Annotated in this window: 20 protein-coding genes and 1 other RNA gene; 8 read left to right on the top strand and 13 right to left on the bottom strand. The window is 30.0% G+C overall.

What is annotated here, in order from left to right; translation table 11 throughout:
- Nucleotides 1–22 precede the first annotated feature (22 nt).
- The 5 genes from rpmB to V7R38_RS07860 all read right to left on the bottom strand — a co-directional run bounded on the left by rpmB (nucleotide 23) and on the right by V7R38_RS07860 (nucleotide 4,252).
- Nucleotides 23–262, bottom strand: a complete 240-nt coding sequence (rpmB, locus tag V7R38_RS07880) for a 50S ribosomal protein L28 (protein WP_015480566.1) — start codon at nucleotides 260–262, stop codon at nucleotides 23–25.
- 81 nt (nucleotides 263–343) lie between these two features.
- A complete protein-coding gene (locus tag V7R38_RS07875) occupies nucleotides 344–1,588 on the bottom strand; it encodes a competence/damage-inducible protein A (RefSeq protein ID WP_015480567.1) in 1,245 nt (414 codons plus the stop codon).
- A 318-nt stretch (nucleotides 1,589–1,906) separates the two neighbouring features.
- A complete protein-coding gene (locus V7R38_RS07870; RefSeq protein ID WP_015480569.1) occupies nucleotides 1,907–2,515 on the bottom strand; it encodes a fumarylacetoacetate hydrolase family protein in 609 nt (202 codons plus the stop codon).
- Between the two features lie 7 nt (nucleotides 2,516–2,522).
- Nucleotides 2,523–3,392 carry a formyltetrahydrofolate deformylase gene (gene purU / locus V7R38_RS07865; protein WP_015480570.1) on the bottom strand — a complete coding sequence of 290 codons (870 nt, stop codon included), beginning with the start codon at nucleotides 3,390–3,392 and terminating at the stop codon, nucleotides 2,523–2,525.
- 20 nt (nucleotides 3,393–3,412) lie between these two features.
- Nucleotides 3,413–4,252, bottom strand: a complete 840-nt coding sequence (locus V7R38_RS07860; protein ID WP_334057339.1) for a 1,4-dihydroxy-2-naphthoyl-CoA synthase — start codon at nucleotides 4,250–4,252, stop codon at nucleotides 3,413–3,415.
- Nucleotides 4,253–4,321: 69 nt separating this feature from the next.
- On the opposite strand from V7R38_RS07860, the gene V7R38_RS07855 reads away from it, so the two are divergent.
- Entirely contained in the window at nucleotides 4,322–5,479 is a 1,158-nt protein-coding gene (locus tag V7R38_RS07855) for an alpha/beta hydrolase-fold protein (RefSeq protein WP_334057337.1), read from the top strand.
- 60 nt (nucleotides 5,480–5,539) lie between these two features.
- On the opposite strand, the gene V7R38_RS07850 is transcribed toward V7R38_RS07855, so the two are convergent.
- The 3 genes from V7R38_RS07850 to fsa all read right to left on the bottom strand — a co-directional run bounded on the left by V7R38_RS07850 (nucleotide 5,540) and on the right by fsa (nucleotide 8,393).
- The gene (locus V7R38_RS07850) at nucleotides 5,540–5,962 is read right to left on the bottom strand and encodes a hypothetical protein (RefSeq protein WP_015480573.1); all 423 of its coding nucleotides are present in this window, start codon (nucleotides 5,960–5,962) and stop codon (nucleotides 5,540–5,542) included.
- Nucleotides 5,962–7,620: a 2-succinyl-5-enolpyruvyl-6-hydroxy-3-cyclohexene-1-carboxylic-acid synthase gene (gene menD, locus V7R38_RS07845; RefSeq protein ID WP_334057335.1), complete on the bottom strand. Its 1,659-nt coding sequence runs from the start codon at nucleotides 7,618–7,620 to the stop codon at nucleotides 5,962–5,964. Before menD ends, V7R38_RS07850 begins: the two co-directional genes overlap by 1 nt.
- 119 nt (nucleotides 7,621–7,739) lie before the next feature.
- Nucleotides 7,740–8,393 (bottom strand): fructose-6-phosphate aldolase, encoded by a 654-nt coding sequence (fsa, locus tag V7R38_RS07840; protein ID WP_015480575.1) that lies wholly within the window; start codon nucleotides 8,391–8,393, stop codon nucleotides 7,740–7,742.
- Between the two features lie 177 nt (nucleotides 8,394–8,570).
- Between fsa and V7R38_RS07835 the strand changes: the two genes are divergently transcribed.
- The gene (locus V7R38_RS07835; protein ID WP_334057332.1) at nucleotides 8,571–9,602 is read left to right on the top strand and encodes a hypothetical protein; all 1,032 of its coding nucleotides are present in this window, start codon (nucleotides 8,571–8,573) and stop codon (nucleotides 9,600–9,602) included.
- Here the strand turns inward: V7R38_RS07835 and V7R38_RS07830 are convergent.
- On the bottom strand, nucleotides 9,599–10,402 hold the full coding sequence (locus tag V7R38_RS07830; protein ID WP_334057331.1) for an SDR family oxidoreductase: 804 nt from the start codon (nucleotides 10,400–10,402) through the stop codon (nucleotides 9,599–9,601). The genes V7R38_RS07835 and V7R38_RS07830 overlap by 4 nt on opposite strands.
- 51 nt (nucleotides 10,403–10,453) lie before the next feature.
- Nucleotides 10,454–10,552: signal recognition particle sRNA small type (ffs, locus tag V7R38_RS07825), an RNA gene on the bottom strand.
- A 173-nt stretch (nucleotides 10,553–10,725) separates the two neighbouring features.
- On the opposite strand from ffs, the gene V7R38_RS07820 reads away from it, so the two are divergent.
- From V7R38_RS07820 to V7R38_RS07805, 4 genes are all read left to right on the top strand, one after another.
- Nucleotides 10,726–11,253: a DUF4199 domain-containing protein gene (locus tag V7R38_RS07820; RefSeq protein ID WP_334057329.1), complete on the top strand. Its 528-nt coding sequence runs from the start codon at nucleotides 10,726–10,728 to the stop codon at nucleotides 11,251–11,253.
- 67 nt (nucleotides 11,254–11,320) lie between these two features.
- On the top strand, nucleotides 11,321–12,277 hold the full coding sequence (locus V7R38_RS07815) for a glycosyltransferase family 2 protein (protein ID WP_334057327.1): 957 nt from the start codon (nucleotides 11,321–11,323) through the stop codon (nucleotides 12,275–12,277).
- A 58-nt stretch (nucleotides 12,278–12,335) separates the two neighbouring features.
- Nucleotides 12,336–14,051, top strand: coding sequence for a phospho-sugar mutase (locus tag V7R38_RS07810; RefSeq protein ID WP_334057325.1), 1,716 nt, complete (start codon nucleotides 12,336–12,338; stop codon nucleotides 14,049–14,051).
- Nucleotides 14,051–15,880, top strand: coding sequence for an ABC transporter ATP-binding protein (locus V7R38_RS07805; RefSeq protein WP_334057324.1), 1,830 nt, complete (start codon nucleotides 14,051–14,053; stop codon nucleotides 15,878–15,880). The genes V7R38_RS07810 and V7R38_RS07805 overlap by 1 nt, the downstream gene beginning before the upstream one ends.
- Here V7R38_RS07805 and V7R38_RS07800 read toward each other — a convergent pair.
- The 3 genes from V7R38_RS07800 to V7R38_RS07790 form a co-directional block, all read right to left on the bottom strand.
- The gene (locus V7R38_RS07800) at nucleotides 15,877–19,329 is read right to left on the bottom strand and encodes a pyruvate carboxylase (RefSeq protein WP_334057322.1); all 3,453 of its coding nucleotides are present in this window, start codon (nucleotides 19,327–19,329) and stop codon (nucleotides 15,877–15,879) included. The two genes, V7R38_RS07805 and V7R38_RS07800, sit on opposite strands and share 4 nt — an antisense overlap.
- Before the next feature lie 223 nt (nucleotides 19,330–19,552).
- Nucleotides 19,553–20,323 (bottom strand): DUF1647 domain-containing protein, encoded by a 771-nt coding sequence (locus V7R38_RS07795; RefSeq protein WP_334057321.1) that lies wholly within the window; start codon nucleotides 20,321–20,323, stop codon nucleotides 19,553–19,555.
- A 10-nt stretch (nucleotides 20,324–20,333) separates the two neighbouring features.
- The gene (locus tag V7R38_RS07790) at nucleotides 20,334–21,746 is read right to left on the bottom strand and encodes a CCA tRNA nucleotidyltransferase (protein WP_334057319.1); all 1,413 of its coding nucleotides are present in this window, start codon (nucleotides 21,744–21,746) and stop codon (nucleotides 20,334–20,336) included.
- Nucleotides 21,747–21,865: 119 nt separating this feature from the next.
- Between V7R38_RS07790 and V7R38_RS07785 the strand changes: the two genes are divergently transcribed.
- On the top strand, nucleotides 21,866–22,669 hold the full coding sequence (locus V7R38_RS07785; protein ID WP_334057317.1) for an alpha-1,2-fucosyltransferase: 804 nt from the start codon (nucleotides 21,866–21,868) through the stop codon (nucleotides 22,667–22,669).
- The gene (locus V7R38_RS07780; RefSeq protein ID WP_334057315.1) at nucleotides 22,666–23,415 is read left to right on the top strand and encodes a glycosyltransferase family 25 protein; all 750 of its coding nucleotides are present in this window, start codon (nucleotides 22,666–22,668) and stop codon (nucleotides 23,413–23,415) included. The genes V7R38_RS07785 and V7R38_RS07780 overlap by 4 nt, the downstream gene beginning before the upstream one ends.
- Nucleotides 23,416–23,418 lie beyond the last annotated feature (3 nt).

The following is a 23,418-nucleotide window of genomic DNA, read 5'->3' as shown; positions in this document are numbered from 1 at the left end:
AATTTTATTAGCTAGAACCTAATTATTTTGTTAAAAACCCGTTAGCTCTTGCTTCTTTGATAACTGCAGAAATTCCTTTCTTGTTAATATTTTTTAAAGCAGACGCAGATACTTTTAAAGTTACCCATTTATCTTCTTCTGGAATATAAAAACGCTTGGTCATTAAATTAGCGTCAAATGTTCTTTTAGTTCTATTTAATGCTTTAGAAACATTGTTTCCAACCATTGCTTTTTTTCCTGTTAATTCACAAACTCTAGACATCTTCTTAGACAGTTTTATAGTGTTATCTCTAAACGAGGTGCAAATCTACAAATAAATCTAATTCTGAACAAAACAATTTTGCTAATTTTTTAATATTTCTTTTTGCAGCATTTCTAATGCTTTATTTACAGTTTTATCAATAACCCTTCCTCTAGGTTTTCCAAAATTAAACTCTTCTACCAATACTTCTTTTCCTGAAGCTATTGCAATAAAAACTACACCTACACTTTTATCATTATGATCTGTGGTTGGGCCTGCATTACCAGTAACAGCAATTGCATAGTCTGTTTTTAGTTTTTCTTGTACTCCAACTACCATTTCTTTGGCTACCTCTTTACTTACAACTGTATTACTTTCTATTGTTGCTTTTGATACATTTAATAGACTTTGCTTCAACTCTGCAGAGTATGCTACAATACTACCTTTAAAATAGGCAGAAGAACCTGCCACAGAAACTATAGTTGCTGCAATTTTACCACCTGTTAAACTTTCTGCTGTTGCTAAAGTTTTATTCGAGTTTTTTAAAAGTGTTCCTATTTTATCTTCTAGCTTTCCTCCTTCATCAAAACCACTTATAATATCTGGAATTAATGTATACAATTTTTCTATTTGTTCATCAATAGCCTTTTCTAAGGTTGATTTATCATCACCTTTAGCAGTTAAGCGTAAACGAACTCTACCATAATTAGGTAGGTAAGCCAATTTCACAAAAGATGGTAAATTATTTTCAAACTCTTCAATTCGTTCTGCAACCACACTTTCTCCTTGGCCATAAGTCATAATTGTTTTGTGGACAATAAAAGGTAGTTTAAATTGTTTTTGAATTTTAGGCAACACTTCATACTTCATTAAACCTTTCATTTCATTTGGTACACCAGGTAAAGAAACAAATACTGTATTGTTTTCGTAAAACCACATTCCAGGTGCTGTGCCATATAAGTTTTTTAGAACACTTGCTTTAGTAGGTAACATTCCCTGTAATCGATTAGATTCACCAAAAGGAATTTTATATTTCTGAAATAACTCCTTTATATGTGTTACAACATCATTATTCAGTTCTAAATGATCATCAAAATAAGAAGCTATAGTATGTTTTGTAATATCATCTTTTGTTGGCCCTAAGCCACCTGTAAGAATTACAATATCTACTCTTTGCTCAGCTTCTTTTAAAGCTGCTAAAATATGTTCTTTATCATCTTGAATGGAAGATATTTGATGCACAGATACACCAATCTTATTTAATTCTGTTCCTATCCACTGAGAATTGGTATCAACGATTTGCCCAATTAAAATTTCATCTCCTATAGTAATTATCTCTGCTTTCATTGCGCTCCTATTTCATCTATTTCTAAGTTGGCTTTGCTCTTTTTTTCTAAAAACAACTTCATCAACCTAAAACATATTATACTAATTATGATACTTAAAACTATTGATAAATTTCTGTGATAATCAAGATTTTGGTCTACTTTAAAATCAGTAAATAAACCATATAATACTAGGTAAATTATTCTTATTAATAAACTTATTACAAAACCAAGACAAAAATAGATTACATTATTTTTCTGATATCTTTTTGCTAGAAAAACAAAACATATGCCCATTAAAATACAGACAAATATTTGAAAAATAAAATTTATCAAACTGTTATTTTACTCTAATATTAAAAGATTCTTTACCTTCTATAACCCCTTTTAGGTTATCGTTTTCTACAACTTTTCCTACGCCTGCAGGTGTTCCTGTAAAAATTATATCCCCTTTTTTTAACGTGAAGTACTGAGAAACATAGGCAATTAATTCATCTACTTTCCACAACATAGCAGCTGTATTTCCATTTTGTACTATTTCATCATTTTTAACCAATTGAAAATTTAAATCATTTATGTTAAAATTTTCTTTTGGATAAAACTCACCTATTACTGCACTGCCATCAAAAGCTTTTGCTTTTTCCCAAGGCAAGCCTTTTTCTTTACATTTTGCCTGTACATCTCTTGCAGTAAAATCTATACCTAGCCCAATTTCATCATAATATTTATGAGAAAACTTGGCATCTATATGCTTACCAACTTTATTAATTTTTACTAATACCTCTACTTCATAATGTACGTCATCAGAAAATGGTGGAATAAAAAATGGATTTTTTCTTGGTAAAATAGCAGAATCAGGTTTTAAAAATACAACAGGATTTTCTGGTTTTTCATTTTCTAACTCCTCTATATGTTTTGCGTAATTGCGCCCAATACAAATTATTTTCATAATTGAATTATTCTCCTGTTTCTGGAAATACAATTGCTCTGTTTCCTGAAACTATAATTTGATTATTTAAATGATATTTTACTGCTCTTGCCAATACTAGCTTTTCTGTATCTGCACCAATTCTTTTAAGAGTTTTGGTGGTACTTTCATGATTTACATGTTTTACATCTTGATCTATAATTGGCCCTTTATCTAAATCTTCTGTGGCATAATGAGCTGTTGCTCCAATTAGTTTAACACCTCTTTGATAGGCTCTCTCATAAGGATTTGCTCCTTGAAATGCTGGTAATGAAGAATGATGAATATTTATGATTTTACCCTCATAATCGTTAATGAAACCAGAAGATAGCACTTGCATATACCTAGCCATAACAATTAAGTCGATATTATTCTCTTCTAATAATTCTCTTACCTGTGCTTCTTGTTGCAGCTTTGTATCTTTCGATATTGGTAAATGATAATAAGGTATACCAAACATATCTGCAACATACCTCAATTTATCGTGGTTGCTTATAACTAATTTTACGTTACAATTTAAACCACCTTCTCTAGATCTTTCTAACAAATCGTATAAATTATGACTTGTATGTGAAACCATTATAGCTACATTTTGCACTTCATCTCCATAATTAACAGACCATTTAAAATCTAAAGGAGTTGCAAGATCTAAAAAGTCTTTTTCTAAAGAAGATTTAGAAATATCTGAACCCTCAGAGTTTAGGCGAATTCGCATAAAATAGGTATTCTCTAAAGCATTTACATATTGCTGACAACTTAGAATATTGAATCCTTTCTCAAAAAAGAAACTGGTAATTTTAGCTACCAAACCTTTTTGATCTGGACACTGAATTAAAAAAGTTACGACTTGTGATTTCATTGTATTGAATTAGGATTGAACTATGGAATCCATTTTTTAGGAAAGTTTGGCTTACGCTTTTCTAAAAACGCATCTCTACCCTCTTTTGCTTCATCTGTCATATAAGCTAAACGAGTAGCTTCACCCGCAAATACTTGCTGACCAACCATACCATCGTCTGTTAAATTCATGGCAAACTTTAACATTTTAATAGAAGTTGGACTTTTCTCTAAAATTTCTTGTGCCCACTCATAAGCTGTACTTTCTAACTCATCATGTGGAATAACTGCATTTACCATTCCCATTTCATAAGCTTCTTGTGCTGGATAATTTCTACCTAAAAAGAAAATTTCTCTTGCTTTTTTCTGACCTACCATTTTGGCTAAATACGCAGAACCATAACCACCATCAAAAGAGGTTACATCTGCATCTGTTTGTTTAAAAATAGCGTGTTCTTTAGAAGCCAAAGTTAAATCGCAAACCACATGTAAACTGTGGCCACCACCAACTGCCCAACCAGGAACAACAGCAATAACTGCCTTTGGCATAAAGCGTATTAAACGTTGAACTTCTAATATATTTAATCTGTGATACCCATCATCACCCACATAACCTTGATGACCTCTTGCTTTTTGATCTCCTCCAGAACAAAAAGAATACACACCATCTTTGGTACTTGGTCCTTCTGCAGAAAGTAAAACTACCCCAATAGAAGTATCCTCACCTGCATCATAGAAAGCATCATATAATTCTTTTGTGGTTTTTGGTCTAAATGCGTTTCTAACATTTGGCCTGTTAAATGCTATTCTTGCTACACCATTACATTTTTTATACGTAATGTCTTCATATTCTTTAGCAACTTTCCATTCAGGTTGTATCATATTTTTGTATTTTGTACGTTCTTGTTACCGTTAAAACTTCGTTGGTTACAAAAATAAACATTCTAACTTATGATTAAGAAATCACTATCACTTATATTTTTACTTTTTTGCTTTTCTGGTTTTTCTCAAAACATAATTACCAAGCAATTAGAATCTGACATATTAGAAACTACTAGAAATTTAAGAATTTATATCCCTGCAACTTATGAGCAAGACAGTATTAAAAACTACCCCTTAACTATTGTTTTTGATGAAGAATACTTATTTGATACTTATGTTGGTAATGCAAAACTTTTTGCAAAGAAAGACAAAGCTCCTCAACAAATTATTGTAGGTATTTCTATGGATGAAACAAGAAGTCAAGACATTTCTTTTGACAGAAATTCTGGAAGATTATCTACAACTGCAAACTACTTTTACGAATTTGTAAGAGATGAAGTGATTTTCTATATGGAAAGCACCTATAGAACATCGCCTTTTATAAGTATTGTAGGTCAGGGCTATTCTGCAAATTTAGTAACACATTATTTAAAAGAAAATACAGCTTTTATTAATGCATTTGTATGTATAAACCCTAGTTTTTCTGATTTTATAGGGCAAGAACTACAGAGATACAACTTGCCAAAATATCAAAAAGAAGACAACACTTTTTATTTTTACACTAATAATGCTACCTCTTTTTCTAGCCAAAAACAGGTTAAAATAGATCAAGTTCAAAAAGGTTTATCTGGTTTAGAAATTAAAAACTTTAATGTTGTTAATGATGTTATAGAAACTCCGAGTGCAGTATCAGCAATGGGAGAAGCAATACCAAGGGCATTAACCAAGATTTTTGAGGTTTACTCTGCAATATCGAAAGAAGAATATGAAAAGAATATTAAAGAGTTATCTCCTGAAGATGCCATTTATTATTTAGAAAACAAGTATTTAGAAATCGAATTTTTATTTGGAACCAATTTAGGAATTAGAGAAAAAGATATTTATGCTATTGAAAACATTATTATTGAAAAAGAAAATGGAGATAAGTTAAGAGACTTTGGTAAAATGATCTTAAAGCTTTTTCCTTCATCGCCTTTAGGAGAGTATTATATAGGCAGGTATTACGAAACTGGTAAAATGTTTAAAAAAGCGCTAAAATATTATAAAATAGGATATGGAAAAATGGATCCTGCAGATCCTAATTCTGATGCTTATTACGAAAATATTTTAAGACTTGGTGGTCAATAATATAAGTTGGCAGTACAAATTTTATTCAATAATAACTGCCAACTTTAAACTGTATTCTGATTACTGATTTATAAGCTCTATCCTATCTTCTTTAATAACTATTAATTTATTTTTATAAAGATTCCCTACAGCTTTTTTAAATGCTTTTTTACTCATTTTCATATGAAAACGTATGGAATCTGGAGAGCTTTTATCAGTCAATAATAAAAAACCTTCTCTACTATCTTTTAACTTTTGTAAAACTTTTTCTACATCAGAATCAATTACATTTCTAAAACCTTGAGGACGTAAAGAAACATCTATTTTACCATCTTCTCTTATGTTTTTAATGTAGCCAGTAACCTCCATATTTTCTTCTAATGGCTGAAAAACTTCACTTCTAAAAAGTAAACCATCAAACTCTTCATTAATTAAAACTGTATAACCTAAACCTGTTTCAGTTTCAATTACTAACTGCACTTTATCTCCTTCTTGTAAATCCATTATTTAATATATTTAAAGTATTCTTTTAAAACTTTATCATTCTCTAAACTTGGTGTAAAGATTTCTAAAATTTTAGGTTGATTTGATTCTTTATAAAAATTTTCTAATTCTTTTTGAACAGAAATCGTAGAAAACGCTTTGCTGTACTCAAAATTATACATTTTACATAAATGCTCTGCTGTTAAACAATGAGGCGTTTCGAAATATTTTGTGGCGTTTGTAGTTTTGGGGCCAGGAATAATTTTAAAAATTCCACCTCCTGAATTATTCACTAATATAATTCTAAAATTTGTTGGTATATTCTTATTCCACAAACCATTACTATCATAGAAAAAACTTAAATCTCCAGTAATAAAAATAGTTTGTTTGTTACAGGCATAAGCTGCACCAATAGCTGTAGATGTGCTACCATCAATACCACTTGTACCTCTATTACAAAATACTTCTAAAGTCCTGTCAATAGTAAACATTTGCCCATATCTAATAATAGCACTATTACTAAATTGCAACTGACTATTTTTAGGGATACTTTCTAAAACTTGCTCAAAAACTTTTAAATCAGAATGTGCTATAGTCGCTAAATATTCAGCATGTTTTTGCCTTCTCTCATCTCTAATAGCCAACCATTTTGGTTGATAATCACTCTGTTTTTTAGAAATGATACTATTAAATTTACTAAAGAAATCTACAGGTTTTGTTTGTATAAATTCAGACAAGCAGAAAAAAGTATTGGTTGCTTTTTTCTCATCAATATTCCAATGATGTTTAGGCTGATAATCTCTTAGAAAACGTTTAATTCTTTTAGAAACTATCATGCCACCAAACGTAATAAGAATGTCTGGTTGCAACTCTTTAAATTCTTCTTCTCCCAAAGAAAAAATAAGTTGATCTATTGAGTTTATGGCTTTAGAATGATGCAGATTAGAAGTCGTTTCAGTTAACAAAATAACAGAATCATCTTCTGAATATAAATCCATTAATTTATGCAATTCAGTATCTGGATAATTCACACCAATCACTAACATTTTCTTATCAGAACTGTTCCATATTTTAGCCAATTCATCATAATTGATATTAGAATTATCTAAAGAACTCATACTTATATGAGGAAAATGAAAATCTTCTAAATCGCTTACAGTATCATACAATGGCTCATCAAAAGGTACATTAATATGAACAGGACCTTTGTTTGAGTTTGCCAATTGTAAAGCCTCACCTATTAATTGAGCGTTCCTAGTTTTAAACTTTGGATTTTCAATCAAGTTGGCAGAAAATAGAATGTGATTTTCAAACACATTTTCCTGACGAATTGTTTGTCCATCACCAATATCTATAAGATGTTTTGGTCTATCAGCAGAAATAACAACTAAAGGTATATTACTATAAAACGCTTCTGCAATTGCAGGGTAATAATTTAGTAATGCAGAACCAGAAGTACATAAAACTGCAACCGGTTTTTGAGTTTGCTGTGCAATACCTAGCGCAAAAAACGCAGCACACCTTTCATCTACCACACTTAACGTTTCAATTTCTGGATGATTAGAAAAACCAATAGTTAAAGGTGCATTTCTAGAACCTGGAGAAATAACAACAGTATCAACATTAAATTGATGACAAGCTGCTATAACTAATTGTGCAAGTTCTTTTTTTGGGTACATAAAAATCTTTAGTGATTTAAATGCAAAGTTACGAAGAGATAAAGATTTAAAAGAAAAAAAAGCCAGAAACTAAATTGAATTTAATTGCTGGCTTTTTAAATATTCTATTTGAAAAGAAATTAGTTTCCTTTATTAAAATCTGCTAAAAATTTAGCTAAACCTATGTCTGTTAATGGGTGCTTTAATAAACCTTCAATAGCACTTAAAGGTCCTGTCATAACATCTGCACCAATTTTAGCACAATCAATAACGTGCATTGTATGTCTTACAGAAGCAGCTAAAATTTCAGTTTCAAAACCATAATTGTTATAAATAGTTCTAATTTCTGCAATTAGATTTAAACCATCTGTAGAAATATCATCTAATCTACCAATAAATGGTGATACATAAGTTGCACCAGCTTTTGCAGCCAATAATGCCTGACCTGCTGAAAATACTAAAGTTACATTTGTTTTGATTCCTTTAGATGAGAAATATTTACAAGCTTTAATACCATCTTTTATCATAGGTAATTTTACTACAATCTGAGGGTTCAATGCTGCCAAAGCTTCACCTTCTTTAACCATACCATCAAAATCTGTAGAAATAACCTCTGCAGAAACATCTCCATCTACTAATTCACAAATTGCTTTGTAATGATTAATGATATTATCTTGACCAGTAATACCTTCTTTAGCCATTAATGATGGGTTTGTTGTTACACCATCTAAAACACCTAAAGCTTGTGCTTCTTTAATCTGCTCTAAATTAGCAGTATCTACGAAAAATTTCATGCGTTGAAAATTAAATTTATTTTCGTCAAAGATAAAAAACTATCACTTTTCTAATGTGCATTACTCAATTATTTTTTACACATATTCGCTTAGATAAAAATGCTTAAATTTTGTTAAATAGTAACTCAATTCGTTTTTACTTTATAAAACCTTTACTTTTGTAAAAAAGAGTCTATTTTGAATTTTATAAAAACGTCTGGTTTACTGCTAATTATTTGTTTAGCAACATCTTGTTCTACAACTACCTCATCAGAAATTATAGATCCTGTTACTCCTGAAATAGAAGAATGCGTTAATACTGATATATCTATTTCTGAAGCAGATAATATTGTTGTTCCTCATGCTACAAACCCTGTTGTTTGGGAAGGTTCTTATAATGATGACACTGTAACAATTAGTTTTACAACACCTGTTGGTACTGATGGAGAAACTGAAACTAAAGCTTTTATTTTTGATAAAAAAGATGACTGCCTTACTAAAAATAGAGCTTACGAATATTATAATGGAGAAAATGTAGACGTTTCTGCTGTAACAGAGATGGAGGTATCAGAATTTTATATCAAAGAGTATATTGAAGATGAAAAATTTACAGGTTATGTTGTGTATACAGATCCTCATGATAAAATTACCTATTCAAAAAAATTCTATGTTGAATTTACCACAGATGATTTTAAAGTAGAAATTACCAATTTTCTACTTTTTGAAGATTGTTTATTAGACAAATTACCAATAGAAATCGACCTTAATTCTGATGGAATTGTTGATTTTAATTTAACTTATGAAGAAGTAAATGATGTTGGTAACAGACCAAGATACAATCAATACACTATTAAATTAACATCTACGTTTGAAGATCAAAACAAAATTTTATCTCCTATTAAAAATCAAGAGCCTTATTTTATTGTGCATGAACCGCCATTTACATCAGAAAATAAAACACAATATATTAATGGTGTAAAAGATGCTTTAGATATATTTTACGAATATGAAGCTCCTTATCAAAACTTTAATTATTTCTTAGACAATACCTTAACCTATAGTAGCACTTTAAAAAATAATATAGACGATTACTTTATAATCAGTATGTCTTTAAACAACGAAATCTATTATGGTTGGATTAAATTTACTGTAAATACTCAAAATTGTGAAGCTGCAATTTTAGATACTTTTTTAAGCACAACTGCAGATGAGCATGTAAGTGTGAATTAAAGTTTGTAATGATTCATTAAAATTTTCTCATAAATTCTGTCTGGAAGAATTCGTTTTAAAACAATCGAAAACTTTTCTAAAGTATTCCCTACTTTATAGTGTATTTTAGGATTTTTAGTGTTTGTTATTTTATAAATCACTTTAGCCATTTCGACAGGATCTTTTCCCCCATCAACATCTGCATCAATAATTTTTAAATTATTCTCATAATCCTCTTTGTAAGCAGAATTTTCAAAAACTGGTGTATGATATCTACCTGCAGCAATATTTGTTGCAAAATCTCCAGGTGCAATACTTACTACATTTATACCAAAACCTTTTACCTCCATACTAACTCCTTCTGTAATCAATTCTAAAGCTCCTTTAGATGCTGAGTACAAACTTCTAAATGGCAAGCCCATATAACCAGCAATAGAAGTAATATTAACAATAGTACCAGAGTTCTGTTTTCTCATTTGTGGTAAAACAGCTTTCATAACATCAATAGCTCCGAATAAATTGGTGTCGAAAACAGATTTCATTTCATTAGTTGGAGTATCTTCAATAGAACCTGTAATTCCCATTCCTGCATTATTTACCAAAACATCCAATCTGCCTTTCTCATTAATAATTTGATTTACAGCAGCTGTAATAGACTCATTTTTTAAAACGTCTAATGCAATTAATTTAAAAGTAAAGTTTTCTTGGTTCTTAGGATTTCTGCTAGTTCCATAAACATGATATCCCTTTTGTTGCAAATAAGTGGCTACAGCCTTACCAATTCCTGAAGATGCACCTGTAACTAAAACTACTTTTGACATAATTTCTATTTTAAAAAATCAATATTACAAAATCTAAATTTAGGGCACAAAAAATGGCAAGCTACCTACATCACACTGCTACAACCTAATACCTTTGCTGTGTTCCCACCCTGGAGGATTCAAAGGGAGCTAGTTGTGTAGAACTTGCCACTGCAAATTTACATTCTATTTTTAAATTGACAATTAAAAAAATATTAAAATTTTTGTAACAATTATAACTTCTTGATTACTAATAAAATGTTTTTAGATGAACTTATTTTAAAGAAAAATAGTCATCTATTAGAAATTAATATATTTGTAAAACATCAACTAAACTTTAAAAAATGGAAAATCAAGTAAGTAGTAAAGGTATTATTTTAAACAACGGTTTATATTATGGAATCGTTTTAATTTTAGCTAGTCTTGTTATTTATGCACTAGGAATGCATTTAGACCCAACAGGTGGTTACATTAATTTTGCAGTAATTGCAATTGCAGTAATTGCTTTTCCTATTATAGGGATGTCTGCTTTCAAAAAAGCAAATGGTGGTTTTATGACTTGGGGACAAGGTGTTAAAATTGGTGTAGGTATTGTAATTATTGGTTCTTTATTAACCATTGTTTATCAGCATATTTTTACTGCATTTATTGAACCTGAATTTTATACTCAAGTAGAAGAAATTACAAGAAAAGGCTTATATGATGCTGGATTAACAGAAGAACAAATTGAAACTCAAATGGAAATGACCAGCAAGTTCCAAGGTACAATAATTGGTGATGCTATTGGTTTATTATTCATGGCCTTTATTGGTTTTGTAGTTTCTGCAATTGTAGCTGCTGTGAAGAAAAAAACAGAAGAAGAAACATATTAAACTGTTAGAAATACGTCCTTCTAAGATACTTTCTTAACTTTACAACTTGTAACTATATAGAAGAAATATGGAAATTTCGGTAGTAATACCACTTCTTAACGAAGAAGAATCTTTACAAGAATTACACGATTGGATTGCAACTGTTATGCAATCCAATCGTTATTTATATGAAATTATTTTTATTGATGATGGTAGTTCTGATAACTCATGGCAAAAAATAGAAGAGCTATCTTCTAAAAACAAGTCAGTTAAAGGAATTCGTTTTCAAAAAAACTATGGAAAATCTCAAGCCTTAGATGCTGGTTTTGAATTAGCCCAAGGTAATGTTGTTATTACTATGGATGCAGATCTACAAGACAATCCAGAAGAGATACCAGAACTTTACAATTTAATTGTTGATGAAAATTTTGATTTAATTTCTGGATGGAAAAAGAAACGTTATGACAACGTAGTTACTAAAAATATACCATCTAAATTATTTAATGCAGCTGCTAGAAAAACTTCTGGTTTAAAACTTCATGATTTTAACTGCGGCCTAAAAGCCTATAAAAATGAGGTAATTAAAAGTATAAAAGTAAGTGGAGAAATGCATAGATACATACCTGTTCTAGCCAAAAATGAAGGCTACAATAGAATAGGAGAAAAAGTGGTACAACACCAAGCGAGAAAATATGGTGAAACTAAATTCGGGATGGATCGTTTTGTAAATGGTTTTTTAGATTTAATTACTATTTCTTTTTTATCTAAATTTGGAAAAAGACCTATGCACTTTTTTGGTCTTTGGGGTACTTTTATGTTCTTATTTGGTACTTCTGCTGCTTTTTATATTGGTGCATATAAATTATATAAGGTTTTTAATAACATAAAAACCATTCTTGTTACAGATAATCCTTGGTTTTATATTGCACTAACTTCTATGATTCTAGGAACCCTATTATTCTTAGCAGGATTTTTAGGAGAACTAATCATTAAAACAAAAAACACCGAAAAACACTATACAATAAGAGAAAAACTTAATTTCTAACTGTATATTTGTATTAAACCAAATAAAAAAATTACTATAAACCATTAAACTCTAACTCATGACAGACTTTGTAAATAAAGCAAAACAGTGGTTAACACCAACTTTTGACGCAGAAACACAATCGGAAATTCAAAATTTAATCGACAACAATCAAGCTGAATTGGCTGATCGATTTTATAAAGACATGGAGTTTGGTACTGGAGGTATGAGAGGTGTTATGGGTGCAGGTACTAATAGAATTAATAAATACACTTTGGGTAGAGCAACCCAAGGCCTATCTAACTATTTAGTAGATAACGTTTCTAAAGATCAAATAAAAGTAGTTATTGCTTACGATTGTAGACACAACAGCAAAAAATTTGCTAAAGTAGTTGCAGATGTTTTATCTGCAAATAATATTAAAGTTTTTCTTTTTGAAGATTTAAGACCAACTCCAGAATTATCTTTTGCAGTTCGTCATTTAAATTGTGATGCAGGTATTGTTTTAACAGCTTCTCACAATCCACCAGAATATAATGGTTACAAAGTGTATTGGGCTGATGGTGGACAAATTGTACCTCCACATGATAGTGGTATTATAAGTAAAGTAAATGCTTTAGAATTTTCAGAAATTAATTTTGATGCCAATGAAGATTTAATTGAAGTTATTGGTAAAAATGTAGATGATGTTTTCATAGAAGCTTCTGTTAAAAACGGTTCTTTATCAGATAAAATTGATAGAAACAGTCTTAAAATTGTTTTTACGCCTTTGCATGGTACATCAATAATGTCTATTCCTCACGCCTTAAAAGGCGCAGGATACACAGATGTTCATATTGTAGAAGAACAGCGCAAGCCAAATGGAGATTTCCCTACTGTAAAATCACCAAATCCAGAAGAGCCAGAAGCTTTACACATGGCTACTGAATTAGCGAACAACATTGGTGCTGATATTGTTATTGGTACAGATCCTGATTGTGATAGATTAGGGGTTGCTGTAAGAGATTTAAATGGCAATATGAAACTGTTAAATGGTAACCAGACAATGGTTGTTATGACAGATTTCTTATTAAAAAAATGGAAAGAAGAAGGTAGATTAAATGGTAAAGAATTTATAGGTTCTACAATTGTATCTACAGAACTTGTAAACCAAATAGCTGCAAAATACAATGTTGAAACCAAGGTAGGTTTAACTGGTTTTAAATGGATAGCTAAAATGGTTGTTGATTTTCCTGAACTAGAATTTATTGGTGGTGGAGAAGAAAGTTTTGGTTATATGGTTGGTGATTTTGTAAGAGATAAAGATGCAGTGACTGCTACATTATTAGCTTGTGAAGTTGCAGCTTATGCCAAACAGAATGGAAGTTCTTTCTATCATGAATTATTAAATATTTATATAGAAAATAGCTTTTATAAAGAACATTTAATTTCAATTACCAAAAAAGGTATGGATGGTGCTGCAGAAATTCAGCAAATGTTAAGTGATATGAGAAACAATCCATTAACTGAGATTGATGGAGAAAAAATAGAATCACTTTCTGATTACCAAGCATCAACTAGAAAAAATTTAATTACTGGTGAGGTTTTAAACATGGATATACCAAAATCTAATGTACTTATTTACCAAACAGCTTCTGGAACTAGAATTGCAGCAAGACCAAGTGGAACTGAGCCTAAAATTAAATTTTATTTTAGTGTAAATGCTCCTTTAGACAAAGTTGAAAATGCAGAAAAAGTAGAAGATGCTTTAGATGCTAAAATTCAAAGAATCATAAAAGAGATGAAATTGAATTAATGGGTTATTTTAAAGATATTCTTAAATATGAAAGAAAGTACAGAAAGTTTACATTATTAAATGTAGTCTTTAATATTTTCTATGCCATTTTTAATGTTCTTTCTGTACTTGCTTTTATTCCTGTTTTGGGTATATTATTTGAAACAGACAAAGACATTGTTGTAGAACCTGTTTATGAAGGTATTACAAGTATTGGATCTTATTTAAAAGAAAGCTTTTACTTTTTTATATCAGAAAAAATAGAAAATGATGGTCAAATAAAAACATTATTATTCATATGTTTATTAGCACTTTCATTATTCTTTTTAAAGAATTTTTTCAGGTATTTAGCATCTTACGTCATTACATTCTTAAGAACAGGAATTGTAAAAGACTTAAGAGACAAACTATATCATAAAATTGTAGAACTACCCATTTCTTACTTTACAGAAAAAAGAAAAGGAGACATTATTGCAAGAATGACTGCTGATGTTCAAGAAGTAGAAGTTTCAATTTTAACCTCTATAGAAACTATTGTTAGAGAACCTCTTACTGTTGTAATTGCAATTTCTATTATGCTTTTTATGAGTGTTAAATTAACGCTGTTTGTTTTTATATTACTACCAGTTTCAGGATTTATCATTTCATCAATTAGTAAAAAATTAAAAGCAAACTCGGTTAAAGCACAGCAAGAAACTGGCACATTTTTATCATTTATAGAAGAAACACTAACAGGTTTAAGAGTTATTAAAGGTTTTAATTCAGAAAAGATTATAGAGAGAAAGTTTAATGCATCTACTACCACTTTTAGAAATTTGATGACCAGCGTTTTTCATAGGCAAACGTTAGCATCACCTATGAGTGAATTTTTAGGGTCTGCAACAATTATTGCTATTTTATGGTTTGGTGGTAGAGAGGTTTTATCAAACACAAGTTCTTTACAACCAGATGAATTTATGGGTTATATTGTATTATTCTATACTGTATTAAATCCAATAAAATTAATTACAACTTCTTACTACAACATTCAAAAAGGTGAAGCTTCTGCAGAAAGAATTATGTCTGTTTTAAATACAGAAAATCATATTAAAGACAAACCAAATGCTATTATTAAAGCTTCTTTTGATAGTAAAATTGAGTTTAAAAACATATCTTTTAAATACAAAAAAGACTATGTTTTAAAAGACTTTTCTTTAACTATTAATAAGGGTGAAACTGTTGCTTTGGTTGGCCAATCAGGAAGTGGTAAATCTACTTTAGCAAATCTAATTACTCGTTTTTATGATGTAAATTCTGGTGATATTTTAATTGATGGTGAAAGTATTAAAAACATTACTAAAAAATCTTTACGAGATTTAATGGGTATTGTAACGCAAGAATCTATTTTATTTAATGACACTGTAGAAAATAATATTAAATTGGGTACAGAAAATGCAACTGAAGCAGAAGTGTTAGAAGCTTCTGAAATTGCGAACGCAAATGAGTTCATTCAAAATTTACCTGAAAAATTTCATACTAACATTGGTGATAGTGGAGGCACTTTATCAGGAGGTCAAAAACAACGTTTATCTATTGCTAGAGCTGTATTGAAAAATCCGCCAATTATGATTTTAGATGAAGCTACATCTGCCTTAGATACAGAATCTGAGCAACTTGTGCAGTTAGCTTTAGAAAAAATGATGCAAAATAGAACCTCTTTAGTTATCGCTCATAGATTATCTACTATACAAAAAGCAGACACCATTGTAGTAATGAAAAAAGGTGAAATAGTAGAACAAGGTAAACACGATGAGTTACTAACCAAAAAAGGTGAATACTTTAAGTTAGTAACTATGCAAAGCCTGTCTTAATTTAAGCTTAAAACTAAATCATCAGCGTTAACAATTGTACCTTCAGTTAATATGATAGTGTCAATTTTACCATCATCATTGGCTGTAATTGTAGTTTCCATTTTCATGGCTTCAATAATAAATAATGGCTGATTTTTAGTTACCTTTTCTCCTTTTTTAACTAAGATAGTAGACAATAGCCCTTGCAAAGGTGCACCAATTTGTTTGCTATTATTTTTATCAGCTTTTATATTTTGAACTGATGTAACTTTGATAGACTCATTTTTAATCTGCACTGTTCTTCCTTGTCCATTTACTTTAAAATAAACAGTTACAAATCCTTTTTCATTAGCTTCACTAATAGAATCTAACGTAATTAATACAGTTTTACCTTTATCTAAATCAACAGTAATCTCCTCTCCTATTTCCATGCCGTAAAAGAAATTTTTGGTAGGTAAATTGGTTAGATTATCGTATTTTAAATGTGTATTAAAAGCATCTAAAAACACCTTTGGATATAATTTATAGGATAAGAAATCTGTAAAATCAATTTTTCTACCCAAGTCATTTTCAAATATTCTTCTAAATTCCGCATATTCTTTATCAAAATCTACAGGTGGTAAATGTGCATTTGGTCTTTCTGTATAAGGAGATTGATCTTTTAAAATAAGTTTCTGTAATTTTTCTGGAAAACCACCAACTGGTTGACCTAAATCTCCTTTAAAGAAACTCACCACAGATTGAGGAAAAGAAATGGTATCACCTCTTTCTAAAACATCATTTATAGTTAAATTATTACTTACTAAATACTGAGCCATATCACCAACAACTTTAGAACTTGGTGTAACTTTTACGATGTTACCAAAAAGTGTATTTACTTCTCCATACATTTTTGTAATTTCATGAAAACGACCTTCTAAACCTAAAGCTTGTGCTTGTGGTTTTAAATTTGAATATTGGCCACCAGGAATTTCGTGTTTAAATACTTCTCCTGAGCCCGACTTTAAGCCAGATTCAAAAGGATAATAATATTCTCTTACAGTTTCCCAATAGTTAGAATACTCATTTAAGGAAGTAGCATTCATAGGGTTTTCCCTTTCGTGAAACTTCATCATTTCTACAATTGAGTTAAAATTTGGTTGCGATGTTAAACCAGACAAGCCACTTAATGCAACATCTACAACATCTACACCTGCCTCAATTGCTTTTAAATAAGTGGCAGATTGTATAGAGGATGTGTCATGTGTATGCAAGTGAATTGGAATGTTTAATTCCGATTTTAAAGCAGTAACCAATTCTGAAGCTGCATAAGGTTTCAACAAACCAGCCATATCTTTAACTGCTAAAATATGTGCGCCTGCATTTTCGATTTCTTTGGCTAAATTGATGTAATATTTTAAATTGTATTTAGTGTTTTTTACATCTAAAATATCAGAAGTATAACAAATAGAACCTTCTGCTAAACCTTGTGTTTTTGTTCTTACATGCTCTATGCATGGTGCAATCGATTTCATCCAATTTAGAGAATCAAAAATTCGGAATAAATCAACTCCATTTTCCCAAGATTGTTCAACAAATTTACCAATTAAATTGTCTGGATAGGCAGTATAACCAACACCATTAGAGCCCCTTATTAACATTTGCAATAGCACATTTGGCATTTTTTCTCTAAGCAAACGTAATCTTTCCCATGGATTTTCATGTAAAAATCGTAAGCAAACATCAAAAGTGGCACCTCCCCAAACTTCCATACTAAAAATATCTGGATGGTTTTTAGCATAGCCTTCTGCAACTTTTAACATATCGAAAGTTCGCATTCTGGTTGCTAATAAACTTTGATGCGCATCACGCATTGTAGTGTCTGTAAAATGGATTTTCTTTTCATTTTTCAACCAATTAGAAAAACCTTCTGGCCCTAACTCCGTTAATAAATCTTTTGTTCCTTTTGGGTAAGTTGCATTAACATCAAAAGCAGGAATTTTGGGTTTTACAAATGTTTTAGCTGCATCAAATTTCTTAACATCTGCATTGCCATTAATAGTAACATCACCCAAATAAGTAATTATTTTATTAGCTCTATTTCTAGGTGCTTTAAACTTAAATAAACTTGGTGTAGATTTAATAAAGTTTACTGTAATTGCACCTTTTCTAAAAGTTTCGTGCTGAAGTATATTGTCTAAAAAAAGCATGTTAGTTTTTACACCACGAATTCTAAACTCGCCAAGAGCTCTTCTAATTTTACGAGCAGCACCATCTAAAGTTCTACTATTTGCAGTAACTTTTACCAACATAGAATCAAAAAACGGAGATATTGTAACACCTTGATAAACACTACCTGCATCTAATCGAATACCAAAACCTGAAGCACTTCTGTAGGTAGATATTGTTCCAAAATCTGGTTTAAAATCGTTTTGCGGATCTTCTGTAGTTATTCTACACTGCAGTGCATAACCATTTATTTTAATAGACTCTTGATTCGGAATTTTTATTTGTTGATCAGATAATTTATAACCTCCAGCAATAAAAAGCTGTGTCTTCACCAAATCTATATTTGTTACAACTTCTGTAACAGTATGTTCTACTTGTATTCTTGGATTAACCTCTATAAAGTAAATTGAATCATCATCATCTACTAAAAATTCTACAGTACCAATATTATTGTAATTTACAGCCTTACATATATCTATTGCATATTTGTATAGTGCATCTTTTGTTTCTTGCTTTAAACCGTAAGAAGGTGCAAATTCTATTACTTTTTGATAGCGTCTTTGCACAGAGCAATCTCTCTCAAATAAGTGAACTGTATTACCAAAATTATCTGCAACAATTTGAATTTCAATATGTTTTGGATTTTCAACAAATTTTTCTAAAAAAACAGTGTCATCTCCAAACGCATTTAATGCTTCTCTCTTACTTTCTCCATAAGCTTTTTTAAGTTCATCTGCTTTTCTAATAACTCTCATTCCTCTACCTCCACCTCCAGAAGCAGCTTTTAACATTATTGGGTATCCAATTTTTTCTGCCTCTTCTAAAGCTATCTCAATACTTTCTAAAGGGTTTTTGTTACTTTTTATAATAGGTATATTAATATCTATTGCAACCTTCTTGGCCGTAATTTTATCTCCTAAAGATTTTAAAACAGATACTTTCGGTCCTACAAAAATAATATCGCTTTCTTCACATTTTTGAGCAAAATTGGCATTTTCAGATAAAAATCCATACCCAGGATGAATGGCATCTACACCATTATCTTTTGCAACTTTAATTATTGCATCAATATCTAAATAAGGTTTTAAAGGTTGATTATCTTCACCTATTTGATAAGATTCATCAGATTTATATCTATGTAAAGAGTAGCGATCTTCGTAAGTATAAATTCCAACAGTTTCTACATTAATCTCTGCACAAGCTCTAAAAATTCGAATAGCAATTTCTCCTCTATTTGCAACTAATACTTTTTTAATTTTCATAACGATTTGTAGGTTTTTAGCGAATGTTCGCTGTAAAAATACAAAACGCAAATTAGAGTTTAAGTATTATTTATAATAATTTACCATTATTTGTAATCATTTAATATAAAATACTTACTAATTCTACTGATTACACAAAAAGTAAATTAAAAAAATAATAAGTAGTAATGTCAGTAAAAGTTTAATAAATGAATTAAAAGCTAAAAATTAAGAGTAGTAGAGCTTAATCTATATCTTGATGTAATTTGAACCCAAACTTTTTAAAGGTCATTTTTTTAGAAATTTCAGGAATATGCTTATAAGCTAAAACAGATAAAATCGCTTGATCTTGCCTATGATTGTCTCTACTACTACCCTCAGGAGCAATTACCTTTTTATTTAAAGCTGCATCTTTCCATTTTTCAATAACCACTCTAGCAGTTTCGCAATTATAGTTTACAGCAATACACGCACCATTTAAATTGGTTTGTTTAAGCAACGTTTTATTGTTTGATACTTCTAAAATTTTTAAAGATTTATAGTGTGTCCAATCAGCAATTGTGTCTTTAGAAAATGGTGAATAAAACCCTAAATATTCAATAACTTTTCGTAAGCTTTTTAACTCTTGAGTAATTACATTACCAGCATCAATCCAACAAACGGAACATTTAAATTCGTTTAAAACTTGATGCACTATTACTGGTTTCCAAGCATACTCTCCTGCATTACTCTTAATATTGAAAAACGCTGGATATTTAGAATAATCAAACTTCCTTAAATCAACAAAGTCAAAAGATTGTTCTAGAGATAAATGTTCTTCTTCTGTTAGCCCTAAATCAAAAACTACAGTTTTAGTATTATTTTCAAAAGTTTTAATACTATTTAGAAGCTGGCATAAACTTTTATAGTGCGAGCTATCAGAACCTGTGACTAGAACTAAATCTTGTTTGTTATCAAAAGACTTTAATTTAAGTTCTAAAATAGCTGTGGAAATAAAGTTTGAAACTTTTTGCATAGATCTTAAATCATTTTCTTTTTAACCCTAAATCTAATCCTTTTTGAATCATAAAATCATATGAAGGCTGATGTTCATTAGGTATCTCTCCTTCTAAAATTGCCTCTTTTATAGCCTCTTTTATTTGACCAATTTCTCTACATGGCTCTAAATTAAAGGCAGTCATAATTTCTTCTCCAGTAATTGGTGGCTGAAAATTTCTTATTCGGTCTCTTTCTTCTACTTCTTTAATTTTCTTTCGAACAAGCTCAAAATTCTTATGATATTTCTTGAATTTTCTAGGATTTTTAGTGGTGATATCTGCTTCACAAAGAGTCATTAAATCGTTAATTTCTTCACCAGCATCAAACACCAAACGTCTAACTGCAGAATCTGTAACATCTGAAGCTAAAACTATTGGCCTAGAACTTAATAACACCATTTTTTGAACAAATTTCATTTTTGCATTTAAGGGCATTTTTAATCTCTTAAAAATTTTATAAACCATTTTAGATCCTACAAACTCATGGCCATGAAATGTCCAACCCACTTTTTTACTAAAACGCTTTGTAGGCGCTTTTCCAACATCATGCAACAAAGCAGCCCACCTTAACCATACATCTTCTGTATTTTTAGCAATATTATCTACTACTTCTAATGTGTGATAAAAATTGTCTTTATGTTTTTGGCCTTCTACTTCTTCTACTCCTTTTAACGCAATTAGCTCAGGTAGAATCTGAGGTAGCAATTTTGTTTTTTCTAATAACAGAAAACCTATAGAAGGTTTTTTAGCAGCTAAAATTTTATTCAATTCAACTACAATTCTTTCTTTTGTAATTATTTTTAAACGATGTGCATTTTTAGAAATTGCAGCCAAAGAAGATGCTTCAATCTCAAAATTTAATTGAGTTGCAAATCGAATTGCACGCATCATTCTAAGTGGGTCATCAGAATAGGTAATATCTGGGTTTAATGGAGTTCTTATAATTTTATCCTCTAAATCCTGCATTCCATTAAAAGGATCTAATAAATCACCAAAATTGGCGTCATTTAAACTTAAAGCTAATGCATTAATTGTAAAATCTCTTCTATTTTGATCATCTACTAACGTTCCAGAAGAAACTTGCGGATTTCTACTATTTTCTGTGTATGATTCTTTTCTAGCACCAACAAACTCGATTTCTATATCTTTATAACGTAACATGGCTGTACCATATGTTTTAAAAACTTGAACCTTTGGTTTATTAGGCAACAACTTAGAAACTTGTAAAGCCAAATCAATTCCACTACCAACAGCAACAACATCAATATCTTTAGCTGTGCCTCTATCTAAAAAGAAATCACGCACATAACCTCCAATCACATAGGCATCTATTTCTAGATTTTTTGCAGCTTGTGAAATAAAAGTAAAAATTTCTGAGGTTAAGGCTTCTTTGTAATTCATGTGTTTTTGAAAAAATGCAAATTTATTGTTTTCAGATGTTTTAAGCGCCAATTGGCAAAAGAATTTGTGATAACATTCGTACTTTTGTACGCACTCAATTTTAAATTTAGAAAATTTTAATGGTTGTTGTTAGAATTCTTGGTGGACTAGGAAACCAAATGTTTCAATATGCGTATGCAAAATCCTTGGCTGAAAAAGGATATGAAGTACAAATTGACATTTCTAAATTTAAAAGCTATAAACTTCATGGAGGCTATCATTTAGATAAGTTTAATATTGATTTAGAGACTTCAAATAATTCTACAGCATTTTTATCTAAAATTGGTTTAAAGAAAACCATAAAAGAGCCTAATTTGTTATTTCATAAAGATCTTTTGAAGGTTAATAACAATGCCTTTATAAAGGGATATTTTCAGACAGAGCAATATTTTGGTGATATTAGAGAAATTCTAATAGATCAATTTAAAATTAAAAAAGAATTAGCTAAATCTACTTTAGCCATTAAAAATCAAATAAAATTATTAAAAAACACTTGCTCTCTGCATGTGAGAAGAGGAGATTATATTTCCGATAAAAAAGCTAACAAAGTTCATGGTACTTGTGATTTAGATTATTATAGCAACGCTATTGAGCACATTTCAAAACAAAATTCAAATGTTCATTTTTTTGTTTTTTCCGATGATATTGCTTGGGTAAAACACAACTTAAACATAACTAATGCCACTTATATTGATCATAATGTAATTCCACATGAGGATATGCATTTAATGACTTTGTGCGATCATAACATTACAGCCAACAGCAGTTTTTCTTGGTGGGGTGCTTGGCTAAACCAAAATCTCGATAAAATTGTGATAGCTCCTAAAAATTGGTTTGTGGATAAAGAAAATGAAGTTGCTTGCAAATCATGGATAACATTATGATATCTTACAAATTCTATTATATAAATCTAGATAAAAGTACTGAAAGACGTGCTTTTATGGAAGAACAGTTTAACAAATTAAATATACCAATAACAAGGATTTCAGCTACTTATGGGAAAGATTTAGATCCTAAAATATTAAAAGAAGAAAAAAGAAAACATAATATTTTAGCACACTACCCTTTACCCAATGATGGTGAAATTGGTATTTGCTTAACTCATTTTAAATTATGGGAGTTTTTATCAAAACAACCTGAAGATTTTTCGATTGTTTTAGAAGATGATGCGTTAATTCAGAATAATTTTATTGAAGATTTAGAACAACTTTTATCGCAAATTACAATTAACGATTTTATTGATATTTCAGGAAAAAAAGGGTTTTATTCTTTAGAAAGATACACTTTATTAACTAAGTTTTTAATGCCTCCTGTTTTAATGATAGGTCAAGTCATAGGTAAAAATGCAGCAAAGAAACTAACTGATAATTTAAATGATTATTATGCACCTATTGATGTGATGAAGCAAGATGTCTACAAACATAAAGTTCCATTATTTTCTACCAACAAACAATATGTAAAAAGTATTGATAAACAAATGGGGGGCAGTACTATTCAGCAAAACAACATGATTGCTTGGAAAAAAGTGATTCGAGAAATTTTTAGGCCTTTTTGGCAAGTTATTTCTTTAGTTACGTATAAATTCCAAAGATGTGTTAGAAATTATATATTTTATAATTCTAATAAATAACAA

Source organism: Polaribacter sp. P097 (genome assembly GCF_036864555.1).
In the GTDB taxonomy this organism is placed as follows: domain Bacteria; phylum Bacteroidota; class Bacteroidia; order Flavobacteriales; family Flavobacteriaceae; genus Polaribacter.
The sequence above is the reverse complement of the archived record's forward strand: the minus strand, read 5'-3'. Positions and strand labels throughout refer to the sequence as shown.

Excerpts from the sequence above, each read along its gene's own strand:
- fsa (WP_015480575.1), bottom strand. The coding sequence starts at position 8,393 with ATGAAATTTTTCGTAGATACTGCTAATTTAGAGCAGATTAAAGAAGCA.
- V7R38_RS07820 (WP_334057329.1), top strand. The coding sequence starts at position 10,726 with ATGGAAAATCAAGTAAGTAGTAAAGGTATTATTTTAAACAACGGTTTA.
- V7R38_RS07815 (WP_334057327.1), top strand. The coding sequence starts at position 11,321 with ATGGAAATTTCGGTAGTAATACCACTTCTTAACGAAGAAGAATCTTTA.
- V7R38_RS07870 (WP_015480569.1), bottom strand. The coding sequence starts at position 2,515 with ATGAAAATAATTTGTATTGGGCGCAATTACGCAAAACATATAGAGGAG.
- V7R38_RS07800 (WP_334057322.1), bottom strand. The coding sequence starts at position 19,329 with ATGAAAATTAAAAAAGTATTAGTTGCAAATAGAGGAGAAATTGCTATT.
- V7R38_RS07855 (WP_334057337.1), top strand. The coding sequence starts at position 4,322 with ATGATTAAGAAATCACTATCACTTATATTTTTACTTTTTTGCTTTTCT.
- purU (WP_015480570.1), bottom strand. The coding sequence starts at position 3,392 with ATGAAATCACAAGTCGTAACTTTTTTAATTCAGTGTCCAGATCAAAAA.
- V7R38_RS07790 (WP_334057319.1), bottom strand. The coding sequence starts at position 21,746 with ATGAATTACAAAGAAGCCTTAACCTCAGAAATTTTTACTTTTATTTCA.
- V7R38_RS07860 (WP_334057339.1), bottom strand. The coding sequence starts at position 4,252 with ATGATACAACCTGAATGGAAAGTTGCTAAAGAATATGAAGACATTACG.
- V7R38_RS07780 (WP_334057315.1), top strand. The coding sequence starts at position 22,666 with ATGATATCTTACAAATTCTATTATATAAATCTAGATAAAAGTACTGAA.
- V7R38_RS07795 (WP_334057321.1), bottom strand. The coding sequence starts at position 20,323 with ATGCAAAAAGTTTCAAACTTTATTTCCACAGCTATTTTAGAACTTAAA.
- menD (WP_334057335.1), bottom strand. The coding sequence starts at position 7,620 with ATGTACCCAAAAAAAGAACTTGCACAATTAGTTATAGCAGCTTGTCAT.
- V7R38_RS07785 (WP_334057317.1), top strand. The coding sequence starts at position 21,866 with ATGGTTGTTGTTAGAATTCTTGGTGGACTAGGAAACCAAATGTTTCAA.
- V7R38_RS07805 (WP_334057324.1), top strand. The coding sequence starts at position 14,051 with ATGGGTTATTTTAAAGATATTCTTAAATATGAAAGAAAGTACAGAAAG.
- V7R38_RS07810 (WP_334057325.1), top strand. The coding sequence starts at position 12,336 with ATGACAGACTTTGTAAATAAAGCAAAACAGTGGTTAACACCAACTTTT.
- V7R38_RS07830 (WP_334057331.1), bottom strand. The coding sequence starts at position 10,402 with ATGTCAAAAGTAGTTTTAGTTACAGGTGCATCTTCAGGAATTGGTAAG.
- V7R38_RS07850 (WP_015480573.1), bottom strand. The coding sequence starts at position 5,962 with ATGGATTTACAAGAAGGAGATAAAGTGCAGTTAGTAATTGAAACTGAA.
- rpmB (WP_015480566.1), bottom strand. The coding sequence starts at position 262 with ATGTCTAGAGTTTGTGAATTAACAGGAAAAAAAGCAATGGTTGGAAAC.
- V7R38_RS07875 (WP_015480567.1), bottom strand. The coding sequence starts at position 1,588 with ATGAAAGCAGAGATAATTACTATAGGAGATGAAATTTTAATTGGGCAA.